Source organism: Mariprofundus micogutta (genome assembly GCF_001895085.1).
In the GTDB taxonomy this organism is placed as follows: Bacteria; Pseudomonadota; Zetaproteobacteria; order Mariprofundales; family Mariprofundaceae; genus Mariprofundus; species Mariprofundus micogutta.
On record NZ_BDFD01000020.1, the window covers coordinates 1 to 16,423 of the forward strand.

Sequence of the window (16,423 nt, forward strand, 5' to 3'; positions counted from 1 at the left end):
GTTCCTGACAGAAAGACTGAAATATCGGCAACTGTTTTGATCTTCCTTTCGTCCATCTGGATAAGCATCCCCATATGATGGACAGGACAACTACGTTTTCAGACTCATTTCATATTGGAAAAGACTGTAAATTGACATTCGAACTCAAACCAGCTATGAGTTAGCTATAAAGATAGTTCTTCTTGAGCTGCGCCCATCCCCTCCCTATTGTGGGTGTAGCTGCGCCCCGACCAGTTCTGCTGGGCGGGGCGTTCGGTTATACCCGGATTCGACAAAGCATTAGCCCCACAAGCCCTACAGTTGACTAACTTCCCCAAGATCAAGACGATGCCGCCTCATAACACACGATTAACGAGGCCCCCATGGTAGCTGAATCCGATATTCTTAATGCACTTTCTGTCATCATCGATCCTGATTTCAAAAAGGATATTGTGTCACTGGGTTTTGTAAAAAATGTCGTTATTGATGGTAGCAGCGTGGCATTCACGATTGAGCTGACTACACCTGCCTGTCCGGTCAAAGAAGAATTCCGCCAGGCTGCAGATGCAGCTGTATCAGCACTTCCAGGCGTCGAAGCTGTTGATATTACCATGAGCTCAAAAGTCACCGCCTCGCAGGGCAAACAGGCTATTCCGGGTGTGGCCAATATTATCGCCATAGCATCAGGTAAAGGTGGCGTTGGAAAATCAACGACTGCGGTCAATCTCGCCGTCGCCATGGCCCAGACCGGTGCACGTGTAGGCCTGCTCGATGCCGATATTTATGGCCCATCAATTCCGCGCATGATGGGGCTTGCCGGTTATAAACCGGAGATTGATCATCAGGCCAAGAGGATTTGCCCACTCGAAAATTATGGTGTGAAAACCATCTCTATCGGTTACCTGGTAGATGATGATCAAGCCATGATCTGGAGAGGGCCGATGGTGGCCAGCGCACTCGGGCAACTACTTACCGACGTAAATTGGGGTGATCTGGATTACCTGTTTATTGATATGCCACCGGGTACGGGTGATGCACAACTGACACTAACTCAGAAGGTGCCGGTCACCGGTGCAGTGATGGTGACAACACCACAGGACATTGCCCTGCTCGATTGCCGCAAAGGCATCGATATGTTCAAGAAATCCAGTGTACATACGCTGGGCATCGTAGAGAACATGAGTCAATTCATCTGCCCGCATTGCGGTGAATCCAGCTCTATTTTTGCTGAAGGTGGAGCAGAACGCCTCAGCCAGGAATACAAGACTGAAGTACTGGCTCATATCCCACTTGATATCTCTATCCGTGAAAAGGCTGATGAAGGCATACCGATTGTCGCAGCGGCTCCGGATTCAAAGCAAGCCAAAGGTTATCAGGCTCTGGCTGGAGAAGTCGCGCGCAAAATCAGCATTCAGAACAGTCGCAAAATTGATATTCCAATTATAGTTCAGGGCTAAACTGACGGTGCGCAACCCGCACTATTCAACATGCAACAATTCATGCAGGGCGGTCTTCAGGCCCGCCTTCCCGATCAGATGCCCTGGTTTTCCACTCACCCTTCTTGCGTGATGCTTTTTCTGTGAAAAACAACGTAGCGCCAATGAGCAAAACACCAACTGAGAAGGTCAACAGATCTTTGATGCCATCTATGTCCATACCGATGGCCATCTCAAAAAACTTTACGATCAGAACCATCATAATTACTTTACCCAAACGTGATTTTAGATCATCGAGACTATTAACTGACAACATATGTTCAGCAGATTCATCATTATTTTCATAGGCATGATCAATTTTACTGATATAAAGCTCATACATTCCCAAACCAAATATCATCAGCACAATGGCCAGCAGGAAAATATCAATCACCTTCACAACCATACCTACTGCTTCAGCGCGCATAACACCCCTAGCCATAGCGCTGTCTAGCTCATAATAATCTAACAACAGTTGCACCGCATAAAAAGTATCAACAGCAGAAATATAAAACATGACCAGCGCAGCTAGAATGCTGCATACCACTGCAAGCAGGACCGCCCAACGAGTTTTCCACAAAGCACGCTCGAAACCTTGTCCAATTACCGATTTATCTTGCATATTCCCTCTCAAACTCTAGCAAGCACTTTTGGAAAGTGCGCCAGTTACTTATGAATTTCCATTCAGCAAAACTCAATGCTTCACGAACGTCTTTTTACCCCGCTTCGTGTCGCCATCTCAGTAAATATTAATGCCCCAGCACTCATCAACACACCGCCAGCAAACATAAGTAAGCTCATCGTATCATCAACTTCCATGCCTATGGCCATTTCGAAAAACTTTACGATCAATATCATCATAATCACCTTGCCAAGGCGGGATTTCAAATCATCCAGACTGGAGATTGAAAGCAGATGATCAGAAGCCTCATCACCATCTTCATAAGCATGGTCAATTTTACTGATGTAGAGTTCATAGAGACCTAGGCCAAAAATCATCAACACAACTGCCAGCAGAAAAATGTCAATAATTTCAACAACCTGAGCGACGGCTTCTGCTCTAACTTCTCCCCGTTCGACATGGTCCAGCACACCAGCATAAGAAACTAGATGTTCTATCGTATAAAATGTATCAACTGCAGCAATGTAAAACATAAGCAAAGATGCAATAATACTACTGATAACCGCCACCAGAACAGACCAGCGGGTTTGCCACAAGCTATTTTCAAACACTGCCTCAAGAACTGAACGATCTTCAGATTTTTTCACGGTTTTATTCCTCCAATATCAGGGAAAGCAGGTTCAAACTGGGTATCAACCTTTATCAAAAGGCCTACAGCCAAACTACCTTTTAGACTAAATAATGTTATAGATATTTCCTGCCTAACCACGAATACAAATATCTTATCGGAGAAAGCAAGAGCAACTTGAGTGCCATAAATGCTTGATTTGCCACAAACCTAACCATTCATAAATTAAGGTTACTTTCTTGGTTCGCGTATTCATATCGATTGTTTGCCCTTTTATGCATAAGCACTAGGTTTCCGCTCCCGATATATGGAGGATATTCATGAATATACCCGCAAACAAAAAGAAAGTTTCCATCGTCTGCTTCTCCGGCGATTTCGATAAAATCATCGCCGCATTTACCATTGCTACGGGTGCTGCCGCCACTAATCGTGAAGTGACCATGTTTTTCACATTCTGGGGTCTGAATGCCCTGAAGAAAAACAAAGGGCGTGCCGCCACGGGCAATAGCATCATGGCCAAGGCATTCAATTTCCTCATGGGCGGGCTGAATAACCTGCCACTTTCTCGCCTGAACTTTTTTGGCATTAGCCCCAAACTTATGGGCGGCATGATGAAAAAGCACAATGTCGCCTCGCTTCCCGAACTGGTTGAAGCAGCACATGCGCTGGGTATTCGCATTGTCGCCTGTGAAATGGCCATGCACATACTGGAAGTTAGCAAAAGCGACATGATTGAAGAGGTGCAGGATGTGGCAGGTGTCGCAACGTTCCTCAATGAGTCTGAAGACGCACACATCATCTTTATTTAATCAAGGACGACTGATATGAAACATTTTCTCGATATTACACGCGAAACCTGCCCGATGACCTTTGTAAAGGTGAAGTTAAAACTGGCACAGATCAATGAAGGTGAACTGCTCGAAGTACTCCTGAATGAAGGGGAACCTCTGCAAAATGTGCCTCGTTCTTGTGAAGAGCAGGGTTTTAAAGTGATATCCAATGAACCAACTGATGAAGCCGGCAAACACATGCTGGTGATTGAGAAGTGACTGATCGCGCATTCTGGGAAGCCAAGTACGAGAACAAGGAAACCGGCTGGGACCGTGGTGGTTTCAGCCCGGCCCTTTCAACATGGTTGGAAACGCTAGAGCCTTGCCGCATTCTGGTGCCAGGCTGTGGGCGTGGCCATGAAGTCATTGAACTTGCTCGTCGCGGTTTTGATGTCGTTGCGGTTGATGTCGCAACACCGGCAATCAATCACATGCAAGCCATGCTGGAAAAAGAAAAACTCAGTGCCACACTCATTCACGCTGATCTATTTGAGCTTGAACTGGAACCGTTTGATGCCATCTATGAGCAAACATGCCTCTGTGCTCTGCAACCCACACAATGGGAAAAGTACGAGCAATGGTTACATACTCAGCTGAAACCCGGTGGTCAGCTGTTGGCCCTGTTCATGCAGACAGGTGCCGAAGGCGGCCCGCCATTCCACTGTGATTTATCAACCATGAAACCGCTATTCGATGTTTCCCGCTGGCAGTGGCCGGACAATAATGAGACAGTGGTTCACCCATCAGGCCGTCACGAGTTGGCTCACCTGCTTATTCGGATTTAATTCTTTAAAGCCAGCTGTTGTCGAAGCACCGTCATCATCTCATTTGCCTTGGCACTATCATATGACTTTGCTGGAAATTCACCCCAGACAGGTGCTGGCCAGGCGGGGTCGGACTTGTAACGCACGATGTGGTGGATATGCAGTTGTGGAACCATATTGCCGAGAGCTGCGATATTGATTTTGTCGGCGTTGAACTCTTTTTCGATACAACTTGCCAGCATAGATGACTCACGCATCAACTGCTGCTGATCAGCTTCAGATAGCTGATGGATTTCAGTGATGCCTTCGCGCTGCGGAACCAGAATAAACCATGGGTAATTGGAGTCGTTCAACAGCAACAGTGTACAGAGTTTGAACTGACCAACGATAAAACAGTCTTTTTCCAGTTGGGGATGCAGGATCATGATTGTTGCTCCTTGAAATGTTTCGTCAGAAACCTGTCCAACTGATTGGCAAATTTCATACGGTCTGCCTGATTAAATGCCGGAGGACCTCCGGTTACCACACCTGCACCCCGCATTTCATCCATCATGTTGCGAACACTCAAAGCCCTGCGCACATTATCCGATGTATAGAGTTCACCCCTCGGATTCAGGGCAAAGCCACCTTTTTCAATCATGCCAGCGGCAAGCGGAATATCAGCGGTAATGGCCAGATCTCCCGGTTCAGCGTGATCGACGATATAGGCATCTGCCACATCAGCTCCGGCGGCCACTTGAATGGCGTTGATATATTCCGATCTGGGATGCTGAATTTTCATATTGGCAACCAGCGTCAATGGCATGCGGGTACGCTCTGCCGCACGAAAAAGAATTTCCTTGATCACTTTCGGACAGGCATCCGCATCAACCCAGATACGCATCACAAAACACTCATAAAACGATTCGCCCGCATCAGATCACGCGGCCGACCAATATCAAACCACTGACCACGACAAACCAGCCCTGCACAACGTTTTTCAGTGATCAGTTCACGCATTGGCTGGGTTAAAGAAAAGATGTCACCAACCTTGTACTTTTCAAATCCAGCTTCATGCCAGACCGAGACACCTGAAAAGGTGAACTTCTCATCTCCATCCGCCATAACGTATCCCTGTTTCAATGCGAAATCTCCATGCAGATGATGTGAGGGATTGGGAACCAGGCCAATGGAAACCCCTGCATCAGGCAACACTGCTGCCAGCTGTTGAACATTGATATCAGATAAGACATCCGCATTGCAGATGGCAAACGGACCGTCACCGGGCAACAGTTCCAATGCTTTTTTTACCCCGCCACCGGAATCGAGCAGATGCTCTTCATCACTGATCATCAGACGACAACCGAATTTTGAGCCGTCGCCTAGAAAGTGCTTCATCTGATCGGCATGATGAAAGGTATTCACAGCGATATCCTGCACGCCCTGTGCCACAAGCCTGCGAATCACATGGGTGATAACCGGCTCACCTGCCACCAGCATCAATGCCTTGGGACGATGATTCGTCAGCCATTTCAGACGGGTTCCAAGTCCGGCTGCCAACACAACTGCCCTGTCCACATGTTGTGTCATCATGCTGCCAGTTTTTCGATGAGTTCAGGCATCTTTTCATAAGCAGCTTGCCGACCCCGATCAATTTCCTGTTCCGGATTACTGAAATCATTCCACTGGGTAAATCCTACCAGAGGTTCAATCATCACATCCGCATGTTGACGATTGGTCTTGCGCAGATGATAAGACTTCACCTGTGTCGTCCAGTCCAGCATGCCATAAACATTGCCCGGCTCGATATCACTACCCGGCCTTGAACCCACATTCACTCCAACTACCAGCTGATCAGAGCGTGCAATCATCTGCGCCTCGATCACCGGCAGATCTGAAGCCACACCACCATCAACATACTTTTTTCCGCCAACACTAACCGGATCAAAAATTCCGGGAATAGCCATACTTGCTGCAATAGCACAGGGCAGTTTTACATGTGAATCGGCTGAAAACAGATGACAATCACCACGAGGGAACTCCACTGCTGTCGTATACAAAGGGATTTTGGCATCGCTGAATGATTCGCCGCCACAAAATGAGTATGCAATATCAATCAAGGCATCGGTATCACCAATTGCACGATCAGTTGCTGCCCGGGTTAACATCATGGTCTGCTTGGCTGCTGAAGCCAGTCGGTCCAGCCAACCGGATTCCTCATCCGCTCGCCCATCCATATCCGGCAGTGATAATCTGGAAAAAGACTCATGCGCCATAATATCCATGGCGCGCTCGGTAACCTGCCTGGCGTCAGGATTGATTGCATACATTGCCCCGAACAGTGAGCCGATACTGCAGCCTATGATCGCGTCAGGCTTAAGATGATGTTCATCAAGCACTTCTAACACGCCGAGATGTGCAAGACCGCGCCCGCCACCTCCACCAAGTGCAAGCACAAAACCGTGCTTCTTTTTCCGACGGGCAGAAAACATGCGCTCAAGCAGTGTCATTCATTTTCCGGTAATGCAGCCACATCAGACAATTTATCACATAACACCTCTATCTGTGCAGTCGTCAATGGCCCTGAATCCTTACCTGCAACAAAAAAGACATCTACAGCTCGTTCACCAAAGGTTGAGACCGAAGCACCGTGCAGTGCATAACCTTCTTTGGCAATGGCATCGGCAAGCCTTGCCAGCAGGCGCGGCTGATCGGCAGTAGACACCTCTATAGCTGTTTCACGGAATGTCGCTTTGGGTAGTTCCCGCACACGCACGGGCACATTTCGCATCAATACATTCACCTTGAATGATTTATCAAACAGCAAGGCAGGCAACTGTTCTGTTGCCAGTAGTTTTTCTACCCGGGTCTGCAAACGCTCCAGATCGGAAGCGATATTAAAAGGCGTTCCATCAGAGCCCTGCAGATGGAACACATCAAGCACCCTGCCATCTTGCAACGCATAGGCCTGAGCATTGAGAATACTGGCGTGCCCTGATGTTAAAGTAGCAGCAAGCGCTGCAAACAGACCCTGTCGAGGGTGAGCAACCACGTAAAACAGTGTTTCCGAACGGTCATTATCAACCCAGAATTTCACTTCATTGCCATCGCTTTTTTTAAGCATTGGCACAATATCCATCATCTGGCGCGGAGGAAAATGCATGACGCATTGCCTGGACATCAAACCCAGAGTGCCTCGCAACCCAGCCTCATCACCCTCAAGCCCTGCAAGTACAGCCTGCACACGGGTTTGATAAAGGCGTTCGGACGTCTCACTAATGCTCTCATCATTGAGGAAATACTGCTCGGTTAAGCGATATAATTCGGCAAGCAGGGAGCCTTTCCAGTCATTCCAGACATTGGGGCCAACCGCTGCAATATCAGCCACCGTCAACAATAGCAGATACTGTAAGCGTTGCTGACTACCTACACGTTCAGCAAAAGCCCGGATCACTTCCGGATCAGTTAGATCAAAACGCTGACTTTTGACCGCCATCAGCAGATGCTCTTTCACCAGCCACGAAACCAGATCTGTAGCATCAGCATCCATGCCGATTCGCCCACAAAACTCTCTGGCCATCACCGCTCCGACATCCGAGTGATCACCCGGCAGCCCCTTGGCGATATCGTGGAAAATAAGAGCGATATATAGCAATTCGGGTCGATTAAGTTTATAGCAAACATCCTGCGCCAGCGGCAATCGGGCTTTGCGCTCCCGATGCCAGAAATTACGAGCCTCACCCACCGCCCGGATCGTGTGTTCATCCACGGTAAAAGCGTGATACTGATTAAATTGTCCCAGCCCTACGACATCACGAAACTCGGGAATAAAACGACCCAAAATGCCGGTATTATTCATCTCCGTCAGTGCCCAGTGTACATTGCGTTTGGAACGTAAAATCTGCAAAAAAATTCGCTGAGCGACAGGATTCATCCTGAACGCATCATCAATCAGCAGCACATCAGCTCGAACCTGTCTAAGCGCCCGGCTGGAGAGATGACGCTGCCCTTTCTGGGCTTCAAGAAAAATACGTAGCAAACGAAGCGGATCTTCCCTGAATACTTGCTCGTCTTTGATACCCAGGCGTTTGCCTTCCAACGTAAAACCATCTCCAATATTTCGTGTGAAAGAGAACAGTTTTGGATTCAGTTGTTCCTGAAAATGCATAAACAGCATCCCGGACACACGAGCGATTCGACCGACATGTCTAAAGTAATCTTTCATAAAGGCATCTACTGCCGGCCTGTGTGATACAGCCCGGTAACCCATTTTTTCTGCCAACAAAGCCTGCTGCTCAAAACCCAGACGATCAGAGGCCCGTTTCACCTCCAGGTGCAAGCCGGTACGACAGCGCCAGAGAAAGTCCTGCGCACTTAACAGATTGTCTCGCTCTTTCCCGGAAATCGCACCAGCGGAAACCAGACCGTCAATATCATCGTTGCCATACCAGACTTTGGCCATCCAGAATACAGCCTGTACATCACGCAAGCCCCCTTTGCCCTCTTTGATGTCCGGCTCCATCCAGAAGGCCGTTCCATCAGTACGCCCATGGCGGGTTTCCACTTCCAGAAGCTTGGCCTCTACAAATGCCTTGCGCTGTTTTTTAAAGAAGCTGTCGAGCATAGTCTGCAACTGCCCATAAAGTTCACCGGAACCAAACAGTAGCCGGGACTCCGTGGCCGCAGTGGCACTGGACCAGTCTTCGTTCACATGCTCAATCGATTCATTAACTGTACGTACAGCATGACCGATCTTGGCTCCCATATCCCAGAGTGACAACAGGAATGCCTGAAGCTCTTCCTCAACTTTTGTCGGACATTTTTCCGGCATAAGAAACCAGATATCCCAGTCTGAATGGGGAGAGAGTTCACCGCGACCTGAACCACCGACGGTAACCAGATCCACGCATTCAACTGCAGATGGTGCCTTCTCTTTCCAGAGCTCAATGAGCAATGTATTGACCTGCTGCCACATCATTCTGCTGAGTTCAGAGCCGCTTTTTCCGGCTGCAAAGGCCACCCCTACCTGATCATAGATCTCCTGCAGCTTTTGCTTGTTTGTCATCACTATTTACACTGGTAAACGTTAAATACACGTTCGCCGTCAATCACCTTGCTCATCGGTACGATGGTATCACCGTCCATTTCCGCTGCACTGTTGCGGCCCAATCGCTCAAGCTCTTCTTCCACCTGTTTTTCACCTCTGGAAACAAACAACACCTTATCGAGCAATGACACAGTCGCCTTGCCCAGATGTTTACAGCTTGTCACCTGAGATAACTCGGCCACACGCACACCCTGTGCCTGAGGATCAACCTCAACCCAGGTACAGGCAGATAAACCTGCTACCAGCAGTGCAATCAAAATCAGTTGTTTGTTCATTGTTCAACCTCATTTTTCAGTTCGTCCAGTAACGTTAATGCATCAAGCGGTCGCATGCTCTCGACATCAATGGATACCAGCCTTTGTTCCAGCCGTTTCAACCGCTCCAGGTCATTTTCCTGTTGCCGCTTCTCAGCAACAGCAAACAGCCCCAACTGTGGCTTACCTGTCTCGGCTGCCAGCTCTGAACCATGCTCCAATCTGAATAGATGCTCGCGCGCCCGTTTGATCACTTCCCGGGGTAAGCCGGCCAGCTGAGCTACAGCGATGCCATAAGACTGATCGGCTGCATCTTCAATAACCTGATGCATAAATATCACCGAACCATTCCACTCCCGCACGGTTACAGAGGCATTAAAAGCCACCTCATTATCATCAGGAAGTTCGGTCAATTCATGATAATGTGTAGCAAACAGAGTCATTACATCTTTCGATTCAATCAACCGCTCTGCCACAGACCAGGCAATAGCCAGTCCGTCCCATGTGCTGGTGCCACGACCGATTTCATCAACAATCACCAGTGAGCGAGGCTCCAACTGATTCAGAATAGTGGCCGTTTCCATCATCTCCACCATAAATGTGGAGCGCCCGCTGGTCAGTTCATCACCTGCCCCTACGCGAGTAAAAATACGTTTGGTCAGTGGAATACGCGCTTCATCAGCCGGCACAAAACAACCGGTATGCGCCAGCCATACAATCCAGGCGACCTGCCGCATATAGGTGGATTTACCACCCATATTCGGGCCTGTCAGCAGCATAAAGCGACGGGATTTCAAATCCATATGGGTATCATTGGCCACAAAGGGTTCATCACTGCCTAGATGCTTTTCCACCACAGGATGACGGCCACCGACAAGTTTCAGATTGCGCCCCGAATGCACATCCGGCCGTACATAATGACAGCTTCGGGCAAGGTGCGAAAAGCAACTGATCACATCCACACCGGCTACTGCACGGGCAGCTTGCTGAATGGCCGATGCATGCGCACATATCTGCTTGCGGATAGCTTCAACCAACCCCTCTTCACGCGCAAGAGCCGCATCGCGTGCACCGAGAATTTCAGATTCAAACTGGTGCAACTCATCCGTAATAAAACGCTCAGCATTAACCAGCGTCTGTTTGCGCACGTAATCCGATGGTGCATCTTTAGCCTGTACCTTTGAAATCTCAATAAAATAGCCGAAAACTTTATTATACTTCACGCGCAGATTCGCCAGTCCTGTCCGTTCACGTTCGCGTTTCTCATAATCGTTCAGCCAGTCTCCGGCATCTTTGGCGAGCGAGCGCAGGCGATCAAGTTCTGCATCGAAACCCGCACGTATCACACCACCATCGCGAAACACCTGCGGCGGCATCTCAATGATCGCACCATCCAGTTCATCAGCAATGGGCTCTAATCCCTGCATAGCCTGCGTCATATCTGCAAACAGACCTGTGCGATCAGCAAGCAGCTTATACAGGTCCGGCAATGCAACCAGTGCTTCTGTCAGACCACGGAAATCACGCGGACTGGCACGACTGAGTACAATACGGGTCAGCATGCGCTCCATATCACGCACCCCGCCCAGAGCATTGCGCAACGCGCTCAGGGTATCTGAATCATCGGTCAGGCTCTGTACTGCATCCTGGCGATCATTCAAACGGCCCAGATCCGTCAGTGGGTGATCTATCCACTCACGCAACAGACGTGCACCCATTGGTGTCTTCGTTTCATCCAGCACGTGGATCAAACCGCCTTTAGGATCGCCATTAAGCGAACAGTACAGTTCAAGATTGCGACGCGAGCGCATATCAATAGCCATGCCCTGTGAACGCTCAACAAATACGGGTAGCGAAAGGTGCTCCAATGCGCATTTCTGCGTTTGGCCCAGATAGACAAGTACTGCCCCTACTGCCGCACTGGCCAGTTCATGTTTATCCAGATTCAGCGATAACCAGTCGGTAACACCAAAATGCTGCTGCAACTGTTCCTGAGTAACCGATGATGAAAAGCTCCAGTCACCCGGACGGCTGACCGGAATATCAACTTGCAACTCTTCCGCTGTGGGTAGCAGTAATTCAGCAGGCGCAAGCACAGCCAGCTGCTCATCGAGCATCATCTGCCCTTCTCCTTCAAGCAGACGCCAGTGTCCACAGGAAAGCTCTACTGCAGCAAGCCCCCACTTTTCGCCCTGCCGATAACAGGCAACCAGGGGTGCGGATCTGGAATGATCGAGTAGAGATGCTTCAGTAATCGTACCCGATGTTACCACACGTACAACATCACGACGCACAGGCCCTTTCGATCCGTCAGGTGCCTCCATCTGTTCGCATACAGCCACCCGTTTCCCGGCTGCAACAAGACGGGCAAGATAACCTTCAGCCTGATGCCAGGGCACACCGGCCATGGGAATGTCATCGCCACCCGCTTTGCCGCGTTTAGTCAGCGTAATATCGAGAATTTTTGATGCATCAACAGCATCATCGAAAAACATCTCATAAAAATCCCCCATACGATAAAACAGCAGACAATCCGAATACTCGGATTTGATCTTCAAATACTGCTGCATCATGGGGGTGTGAGCTGTTGCGCCCGTCTTCTTTACCATGGGCGGTAATGTAACACGTGAGTTTGCGATGCTTAAGCCTGAGAAATAAAAAATGACTTTGACTTAAAAACGCTGAAGCCCGGGAAATATGCTTCAGGAAGGGGAGGGGGGGAATGCATATTTACCCGGGCTATATTGTTATAGCGTCTTGTTTCACTACTATCTATCGGTAGTAATGATCCATGCTTTAGCAATAATTCCACTAAAACGCTGTAGGCATACGATAGCAGTGACGAGAATGGGCTGATGTGATCTGCATCAATATTTTTCTAATGTATTGGCGAAACAAAAAAGGCTGATTGACTTCCCCCCTCATCAATCCAGAGTTTTGCCATATGACCAGAACCACTCAACAAATTATCCTGTTCATCCTGTTACTGGCAGCCGACCAGATCAGCAAATGGTGGATACAGCAGCCTGACTTCCATCCCTTTGTCGTCATTGACGGATATTTCAACATCGTGCGTGCCTATAACTACGGCGTTGCCTTCTCCATGTTTGCCGATCTGCCCGGCGCATGGCGTCTGTATCTGCTGCTGGGGGTTACTATCGGCATTTCCATCGCTGTAATCTTCTGGTGGATACAGGAAAGAAAGCGCAGGGGTATTACCTCATGGCTACTTGTACTTATTCTTGCCGGTGCTGCGGGCAATATCTGGGATCGTGCGCAACTCGGTTATGTGGTCGATTTCATTGACTGGTTTGTACGCACAGGTTCGACTGAATATCACTGGCCGGCCTTTAATATTGCTGATGCCTGCATCTTTGTTGCTGTTTCACTGCTCTTACTGACAAGTTTCAAAAAAGGCTGAGCAGCCATTACTCACCAACATCGTAGCTCCTGGGTACTTTTCGCCCTGCTTTCGGCTGCAAGTTTTGCTCTTATGGCCGCCTGCATTCGTATATTGTCCGAATACCTGCCGCAATCGGAAGTTGTATTTTTTCGTAATTTCCTAGCCCTGCTCCTGTTATTGCCACTGATGTATCGCCAGAAGATTTCATTGAAAAGCAGCGTCTGGGGCTTACATCTATTCCGCGCATTCATCGGTTTGTCGGCCATGTATCTCTACTTCTATGCCCTGTTCCATCTGCCACTGGCCGATGCCTTGCTGCTCAATTACACCTCACCACTGTTCATCGCCATGTTTGCCACCATCTGGCTGGGCGAAACATGGACACGCAGTCGTAAAATAGCAGCCATCACCGGCCTCATCGGCGTAGCCCTGCTGTTCCATCCCTCCTCTGAAATTGCATCAACTGCAGGTTTAATCGGCCTTGCTTCAGGCGCGCTTGCAGGCCTTGCATTAACCACAGTAAAGAAACTTTCAAATACAGAACCGGCTATCCGCATTGTAATCTGGTTTGCCATGCTCGCGAGTCTGATTTCATTTATTCCCATGCTGTTCGAATTCCGCTGGCCGGATGCAGAGCAATGGGGCTGGCTGGTTGCTATGGGCATATTCGGCAATATCGGTCATCTGGCTTTAACCCGAGCCTACAAACAGGCCCCCGCTTCCCAGGTTTCTCCACTGGGTTATAGCGGCCTGATCTTTGCCGGTTTGCTTGGCTATCTGCTGTGGAGCGAGATCCCTGACCTACTCGGATTGCTCGGTACTACAGCTATCGTGATCGCTGGCATTCTGGTGGCGCGTGAGCGCAGTGAACCAATGCCAGAACCACCCGGAGCAGTTCCAGCCATTGATGAACAGGAGAGAATTTAGCCTTTCTTTCTTCTCGCCGGTTTCATGCGAATATCGAACATCAGCCTGGCAACGTCTTTGAAATGTTTTGCATAATGGATATTCAAACCATCACACACACTGTCCGGCAATTCATCCACATCCACCTCATTGGCAGCGGGCAGGATCACTTCAGAAATACCCAGACGTTTGGCTGCAAGCAGCTTTTCACGCTCGCCGCCAATAGCAAGCACATCACCAACCAGCGTCATCTCACCTGTCATGGCCATGCGGGCAGGTGCTTTTCCTAATGCCAGCGATAACAATGCTGTTGCAATGGCTATGCCTGCCGACGGTCCATCTTTCGGCACAGCGCCTTCCGGCACATGCAGATGTATAAATGCCTTGTCATAAAAATCAGCCGGTGCACCAAAACGAGCCAGATTGGCCGTGACGTATGAGTAAGCGATTTCAGCAGACTCCTGCATCACTTTGCCGAGCTGGCCTGTCACCTTCATGCCACGCCGATCATGATGAGCGACAGTCACCTCCAGCGAAAGTGTAACGCCGCCCATGGCTGTCCAGGCCAGACCCGTGGACAGCCCTACTTCCTGCTTGATCGCCGACTCACGATAACGCGGTTTGCCGATATAATCTGACAGATCAGATGCCGCGATTCGCACAGGTACAGTCGCACTGCCCTCTGCAAGTTTTCGCGCTACTTTACGCAAGGTTTTCTTCATCAAGCCTTCAAGCCGGCGTACACCGGGTTCGCGGGCATAATCCTCAACCATATGCTTGATCACAGAGGCTGTAATGCTGACATCAGCACGTGTTAAGGCATGCTCTTTCAGCTGGTTCGGCCAAAGGTGTTTACGACCAATCTCAATTTTTTCACTGGTCATATAACCGGGCAGACGAATGATTTCGGCACGATCCAGCAATGGACGCGGAACCGTATCGAGCTGATTGGCTGTCAACAGGAACAGAACCTGTGACAGGTCAAAACGCACATCCAGATAATGGTCCATGAAATCGGAATTCTGCTCCGGATCAAGCACTTCCAGTAAGGCTGAAGCCGGATCACCACGGAAATCGGAACCGATCTTGTCCACTTCATCAATCATGACTACCGGGTTGGCCACTTCCAAACGCTTGAGCGCCTGCACGATCTTGCCAGGCATGGCACCGATATAAGTGCGGCGATGACCTTTAATTTCCGCTTCATCACGCATGCCACCGACTGAGAATCGATAAAACGGGCGCCCTACTGCTTCGGCAATAGCTTTACCCAAAGATGTTTTACCCACACCTGGCGGGCCTACAAACAGAATAATCGAGCCGCCAACCGCTTTCTTGCGTGCACCAACCGCAATAAACTCAAGAATTCTATCCTTCACATCATCAAGCCCGGAATGATGTTTATTCAAGGCACGTGATGCAGTTTTCAGATTATATTTTTCGCGAACAGTTTTACCCCATGGCAAACAGGTGAGCCAGTCCAGATAACTGCGTGTGACGCTGTATTCGGGGGATGAGGTTTCCAGCATGGCCAACTTCTCAAGCTCTTCATCAAATGCTTTGGCTGCTTCCTCGCTGAACTTCAATTTTTCCGCTTTCTTCTGAAATTCTTCAATCTCTTTTTCGCGCGGGTCTTCATTCATGCCCAGTTCGCGCTGGATCTCCTGCAGCTGCTCATGCAGAAAGAACCGGCGCTGCTGATCAGACACCTTCTCTTCAATATTATCGCGAATCTTGCGCTGTACCTTGCTCACATTGAGTTCACGATTGAGTAGCGTAACCACCTTTTTCAATCGTTCATAAATCGGATACGTTTCAAGGATATCCTGCAAATCTTCACGGCTGGCCGTGGTCAGACTGGCAGCAAAATCCGCCAGTCGATTCGGTTCATTCACATCAAATCGGGAAGCAAACAGGCGCAGCTCTTCCTCATACAGGGGATTATGTTTGAGCAATTCCTTGATCGTATTGATCACTGCCACGGTGTAGGCGCGAAGTTCAATATTATCTTCATAGGAAGTTTCTTCGCGGTAGTGCGCAAGCACTCGAATCGGATTTTCACTGCTAAGAAAACCTTCAATTTTGAAGCGCTGCAAACACTCCACCACCAGATGCAGGCCATGCCCTTCAATTTCTACGGCTTTGGCAATGCGGGCAACTACGCCTACATCATATAAATTCTCCGGCACATAAGACTCATTCTCATCGCGCACCATCACCAGTCCAATATGCTGCTCATGCCCTGCGGCCAGATCACGGACGATTTTTCCCATTTCATCGCCTTCATACACCAGCGGCACAACCAGTCCGGGAAACAGAGGCCTGTTCGACAGCGGCAACAGCGTCAAATGCTGCGGCAACGTCTCCTCTGAACGCACCAGTTGCGATGTTTGATCATGGGCTGCTTCATCTACAATTTCGGGATCATGTATGGTATCTGAATTCATAAGTTCTTTTTAAGGTAAAGTTAACCTGA

At 49.1% G+C, this 16,423-nt stretch carries 16 protein-coding genes; 6 read left to right on the plus strand and 10 right to left on the minus strand.

Annotated features, from left to right (window positions below; genetic code table 11):
- Positions 1 to 362 precede the first annotated feature (362 nt).
- Complete coding sequence (apbC, locus tag MMIC_RS10125; RefSeq protein ID WP_072660359.1) at positions 363 to 1,436, plus strand: iron-sulfur cluster carrier protein ApbC; 1,074 nt, start codon at positions 363 to 365, stop codon at positions 1,434 to 1,436.
- A gap of 40 nt (positions 1,437 to 1,476) precedes the next feature.
- Here apbC and MMIC_RS10130 read toward each other — a convergent pair whose 3' ends face one another.
- Both MMIC_RS10130 and MMIC_RS10135 read right to left on the minus strand, forming a co-directional pair.
- Positions 1,477 to 2,076 (minus strand): YqhA family protein, encoded by a 600-nt coding sequence (locus MMIC_RS10130; RefSeq protein ID WP_072660360.1) that lies wholly within the window; start codon positions 2,074 to 2,076, stop codon positions 1,477 to 1,479.
- 80 nt (positions 2,077 to 2,156) lie between these two features.
- Positions 2,157 to 2,723: a YqhA family protein gene (locus MMIC_RS10135; RefSeq protein WP_072660361.1), complete on the minus strand. Its 567-nt coding sequence runs from the start codon at positions 2,721 to 2,723 to the stop codon at positions 2,157 to 2,159.
- A 301-nt stretch (positions 2,724 to 3,024) separates the two neighbouring features.
- On the opposite strand from MMIC_RS10135, the gene MMIC_RS10140 reads away from it, so the two are divergent.
- From MMIC_RS10140 to MMIC_RS10150, 3 genes are read left to right on the plus strand one after another with little or no spacing between them, the layout of a single operon-like run.
- Positions 3,025 to 3,513, plus strand: coding sequence for a DsrE/DsrF/DrsH-like family protein (locus tag MMIC_RS10140; RefSeq protein WP_072660362.1), 489 nt, complete (start codon positions 3,025 to 3,027; stop codon positions 3,511 to 3,513).
- A gap of 15 nt (positions 3,514 to 3,528) precedes the next feature.
- Positions 3,529 to 3,753 carry a sulfurtransferase TusA family protein gene (locus MMIC_RS10145; protein ID WP_072660363.1) on the plus strand — a complete coding sequence of 75 codons (225 nt, stop codon included), beginning with the start codon at positions 3,529 to 3,531 and terminating at the stop codon, positions 3,751 to 3,753.
- Positions 3,750 to 4,319 carry a methyltransferase domain-containing protein gene (locus MMIC_RS10150; RefSeq protein ID WP_072660364.1) on the plus strand — a complete coding sequence of 190 codons (570 nt, stop codon included), beginning with the start codon at positions 3,750 to 3,752 and terminating at the stop codon, positions 4,317 to 4,319. Before MMIC_RS10145 ends, MMIC_RS10150 begins: the two co-directional genes overlap by 4 nt.
- Here MMIC_RS10150 and MMIC_RS10155 read toward each other — a convergent pair.
- From MMIC_RS10155 to mutS, 7 genes are read right to left on the minus strand one after another with little or no spacing between them, the layout of a single operon-like run.
- Positions 4,316 to 4,723 carry an HIT family protein gene (locus MMIC_RS10155; RefSeq protein ID WP_072660365.1) on the minus strand — a complete coding sequence of 136 codons (408 nt, stop codon included), beginning with the start codon at positions 4,721 to 4,723 and terminating at the stop codon, positions 4,316 to 4,318. The genes MMIC_RS10150 and MMIC_RS10155 overlap by 4 nt on opposite strands.
- Positions 4,720 to 5,181 (minus strand): YaiI/YqxD family protein, encoded by a 462-nt coding sequence (locus MMIC_RS10160; protein ID WP_072660366.1) that lies wholly within the window; start codon positions 5,179 to 5,181, stop codon positions 4,720 to 4,722. The genes MMIC_RS10155 and MMIC_RS10160 overlap by 4 nt, the downstream gene beginning before the upstream one ends.
- On the minus strand, positions 5,181 to 5,870 hold the full coding sequence (locus MMIC_RS10165; RefSeq protein WP_072660367.1) for a nucleotidyltransferase family protein: 690 nt from the start codon (positions 5,868 to 5,870) through the stop codon (positions 5,181 to 5,183). The genes MMIC_RS10160 and MMIC_RS10165 overlap by 1 nt, the downstream gene beginning before the upstream one ends.
- On the minus strand, positions 5,867 to 6,787 hold the full coding sequence (locus MMIC_RS10170) for a patatin-like phospholipase family protein (protein WP_072660368.1): 921 nt from the start codon (positions 6,785 to 6,787) through the stop codon (positions 5,867 to 5,869). Before MMIC_RS10170 ends, MMIC_RS10165 begins: the two co-directional genes overlap by 4 nt.
- Positions 6,784 to 9,342, minus strand: coding sequence for a [protein-PII] uridylyltransferase (gene glnD, locus MMIC_RS10175; protein ID WP_072660369.1), 2,559 nt, complete (start codon positions 9,340 to 9,342; stop codon positions 6,784 to 6,786). Before glnD ends, MMIC_RS10170 begins: the two co-directional genes overlap by 4 nt.
- Positions 9,343 to 9,344: 2 nt before the next feature.
- Positions 9,345 to 9,659: a DUF4156 domain-containing protein gene (locus MMIC_RS10180; RefSeq protein WP_072660370.1), complete on the minus strand. Its 315-nt coding sequence runs from the start codon at positions 9,657 to 9,659 to the stop codon at positions 9,345 to 9,347.
- Positions 9,656 to 12,247 carry a DNA mismatch repair protein MutS gene (gene mutS / locus MMIC_RS10185; protein WP_227819475.1) on the minus strand — a complete coding sequence of 864 codons (2,592 nt, stop codon included), beginning with the start codon at positions 12,245 to 12,247 and terminating at the stop codon, positions 9,656 to 9,658. Before mutS ends, MMIC_RS10180 begins: the two co-directional genes overlap by 4 nt.
- 335 nt (positions 12,248 to 12,582) lie before the next feature.
- Between mutS and lspA the strand changes: the two genes are divergently transcribed.
- Both lspA and MMIC_RS10195 read left to right on the plus strand, forming a co-directional pair.
- Positions 12,583 to 13,059, plus strand: coding sequence for a signal peptidase II (gene lspA, locus MMIC_RS10190; protein ID WP_072660372.1), 477 nt, complete (start codon positions 12,583 to 12,585; stop codon positions 13,057 to 13,059).
- 6 nt (positions 13,060 to 13,065) lie between these two features.
- A complete protein-coding gene (locus MMIC_RS10195) occupies positions 13,066 to 13,968 on the plus strand; it encodes a DMT family transporter (protein ID WP_072660373.1) in 903 nt (300 codons plus the stop codon).
- On the opposite strand, the gene lon is transcribed toward MMIC_RS10195, so the two are convergent.
- Positions 13,965 to 16,394, minus strand: coding sequence for an endopeptidase La (gene lon / locus MMIC_RS10200; protein WP_072660374.1), 2,430 nt, complete (start codon positions 16,392 to 16,394; stop codon positions 13,965 to 13,967). The two genes, MMIC_RS10195 and lon, sit on opposite strands and share 4 nt — an antisense overlap.
- Positions 16,395 to 16,423 lie beyond the last annotated feature (29 nt).

Excerpts from the sequence above, each read along its gene's own strand:
- MMIC_RS10170 (WP_072660368.1), bottom strand. The coding sequence starts at position 6,787 with ATGACACTGCTTGAGCGCATGTTTTCTGCCCGTCGGAAAAAGAAGCAC.
- lspA (WP_072660372.1), top strand. The coding sequence starts at position 12,583 with ATGACCAGAACCACTCAACAAATTATCCTGTTCATCCTGTTACTGGCA.
- MMIC_RS10155 (WP_072660365.1), bottom strand. The coding sequence starts at position 4,723 with ATGATCCTGCATCCCCAACTGGAAAAAGACTGTTTTATCGTTGGTCAG.
- MMIC_RS10140 (WP_072660362.1), top strand. The coding sequence starts at position 3,025 with ATGAATATACCCGCAAACAAAAAGAAAGTTTCCATCGTCTGCTTCTCC.
- MMIC_RS10160 (WP_072660366.1), bottom strand. The coding sequence starts at position 5,181 with ATGCGTATCTGGGTTGATGCGGATGCCTGTCCGAAAGTGATCAAGGAA.
- lon (WP_072660374.1), bottom strand. The coding sequence starts at position 16,394 with ATGAATTCAGATACCATACATGATCCCGAAATTGTAGATGAAGCAGCC.
- apbC (WP_072660359.1), top strand. The coding sequence starts at position 363 with ATGGTAGCTGAATCCGATATTCTTAATGCACTTTCTGTCATCATCGAT.
- glnD (WP_072660369.1), bottom strand. The coding sequence starts at position 9,342 with ATGACAAACAAGCAAAAGCTGCAGGAGATCTATGATCAGGTAGGGGTG.
- MMIC_RS10145 (WP_072660363.1), top strand. The coding sequence starts at position 3,529 with ATGAAACATTTTCTCGATATTACACGCGAAACCTGCCCGATGACCTTT.
- mutS (WP_227819475.1), bottom strand. The coding sequence starts at position 12,247 with ATGGTAAAGAAGACGGGCGCAACAGCTCACACCCCCATGATGCAGCAG.
- MMIC_RS10180 (WP_072660370.1), bottom strand. The coding sequence starts at position 9,659 with ATGAACAAACAACTGATTTTGATTGCACTGCTGGTAGCAGGTTTATCT.
- MMIC_RS10165 (WP_072660367.1), bottom strand. The coding sequence starts at position 5,870 with ATGATGACACAACATGTGGACAGGGCAGTTGTGTTGGCAGCCGGACTT.
- MMIC_RS10130 (WP_072660360.1), bottom strand. The coding sequence starts at position 2,076 with ATGCAAGATAAATCGGTAATTGGACAAGGTTTCGAGCGTGCTTTGTGG.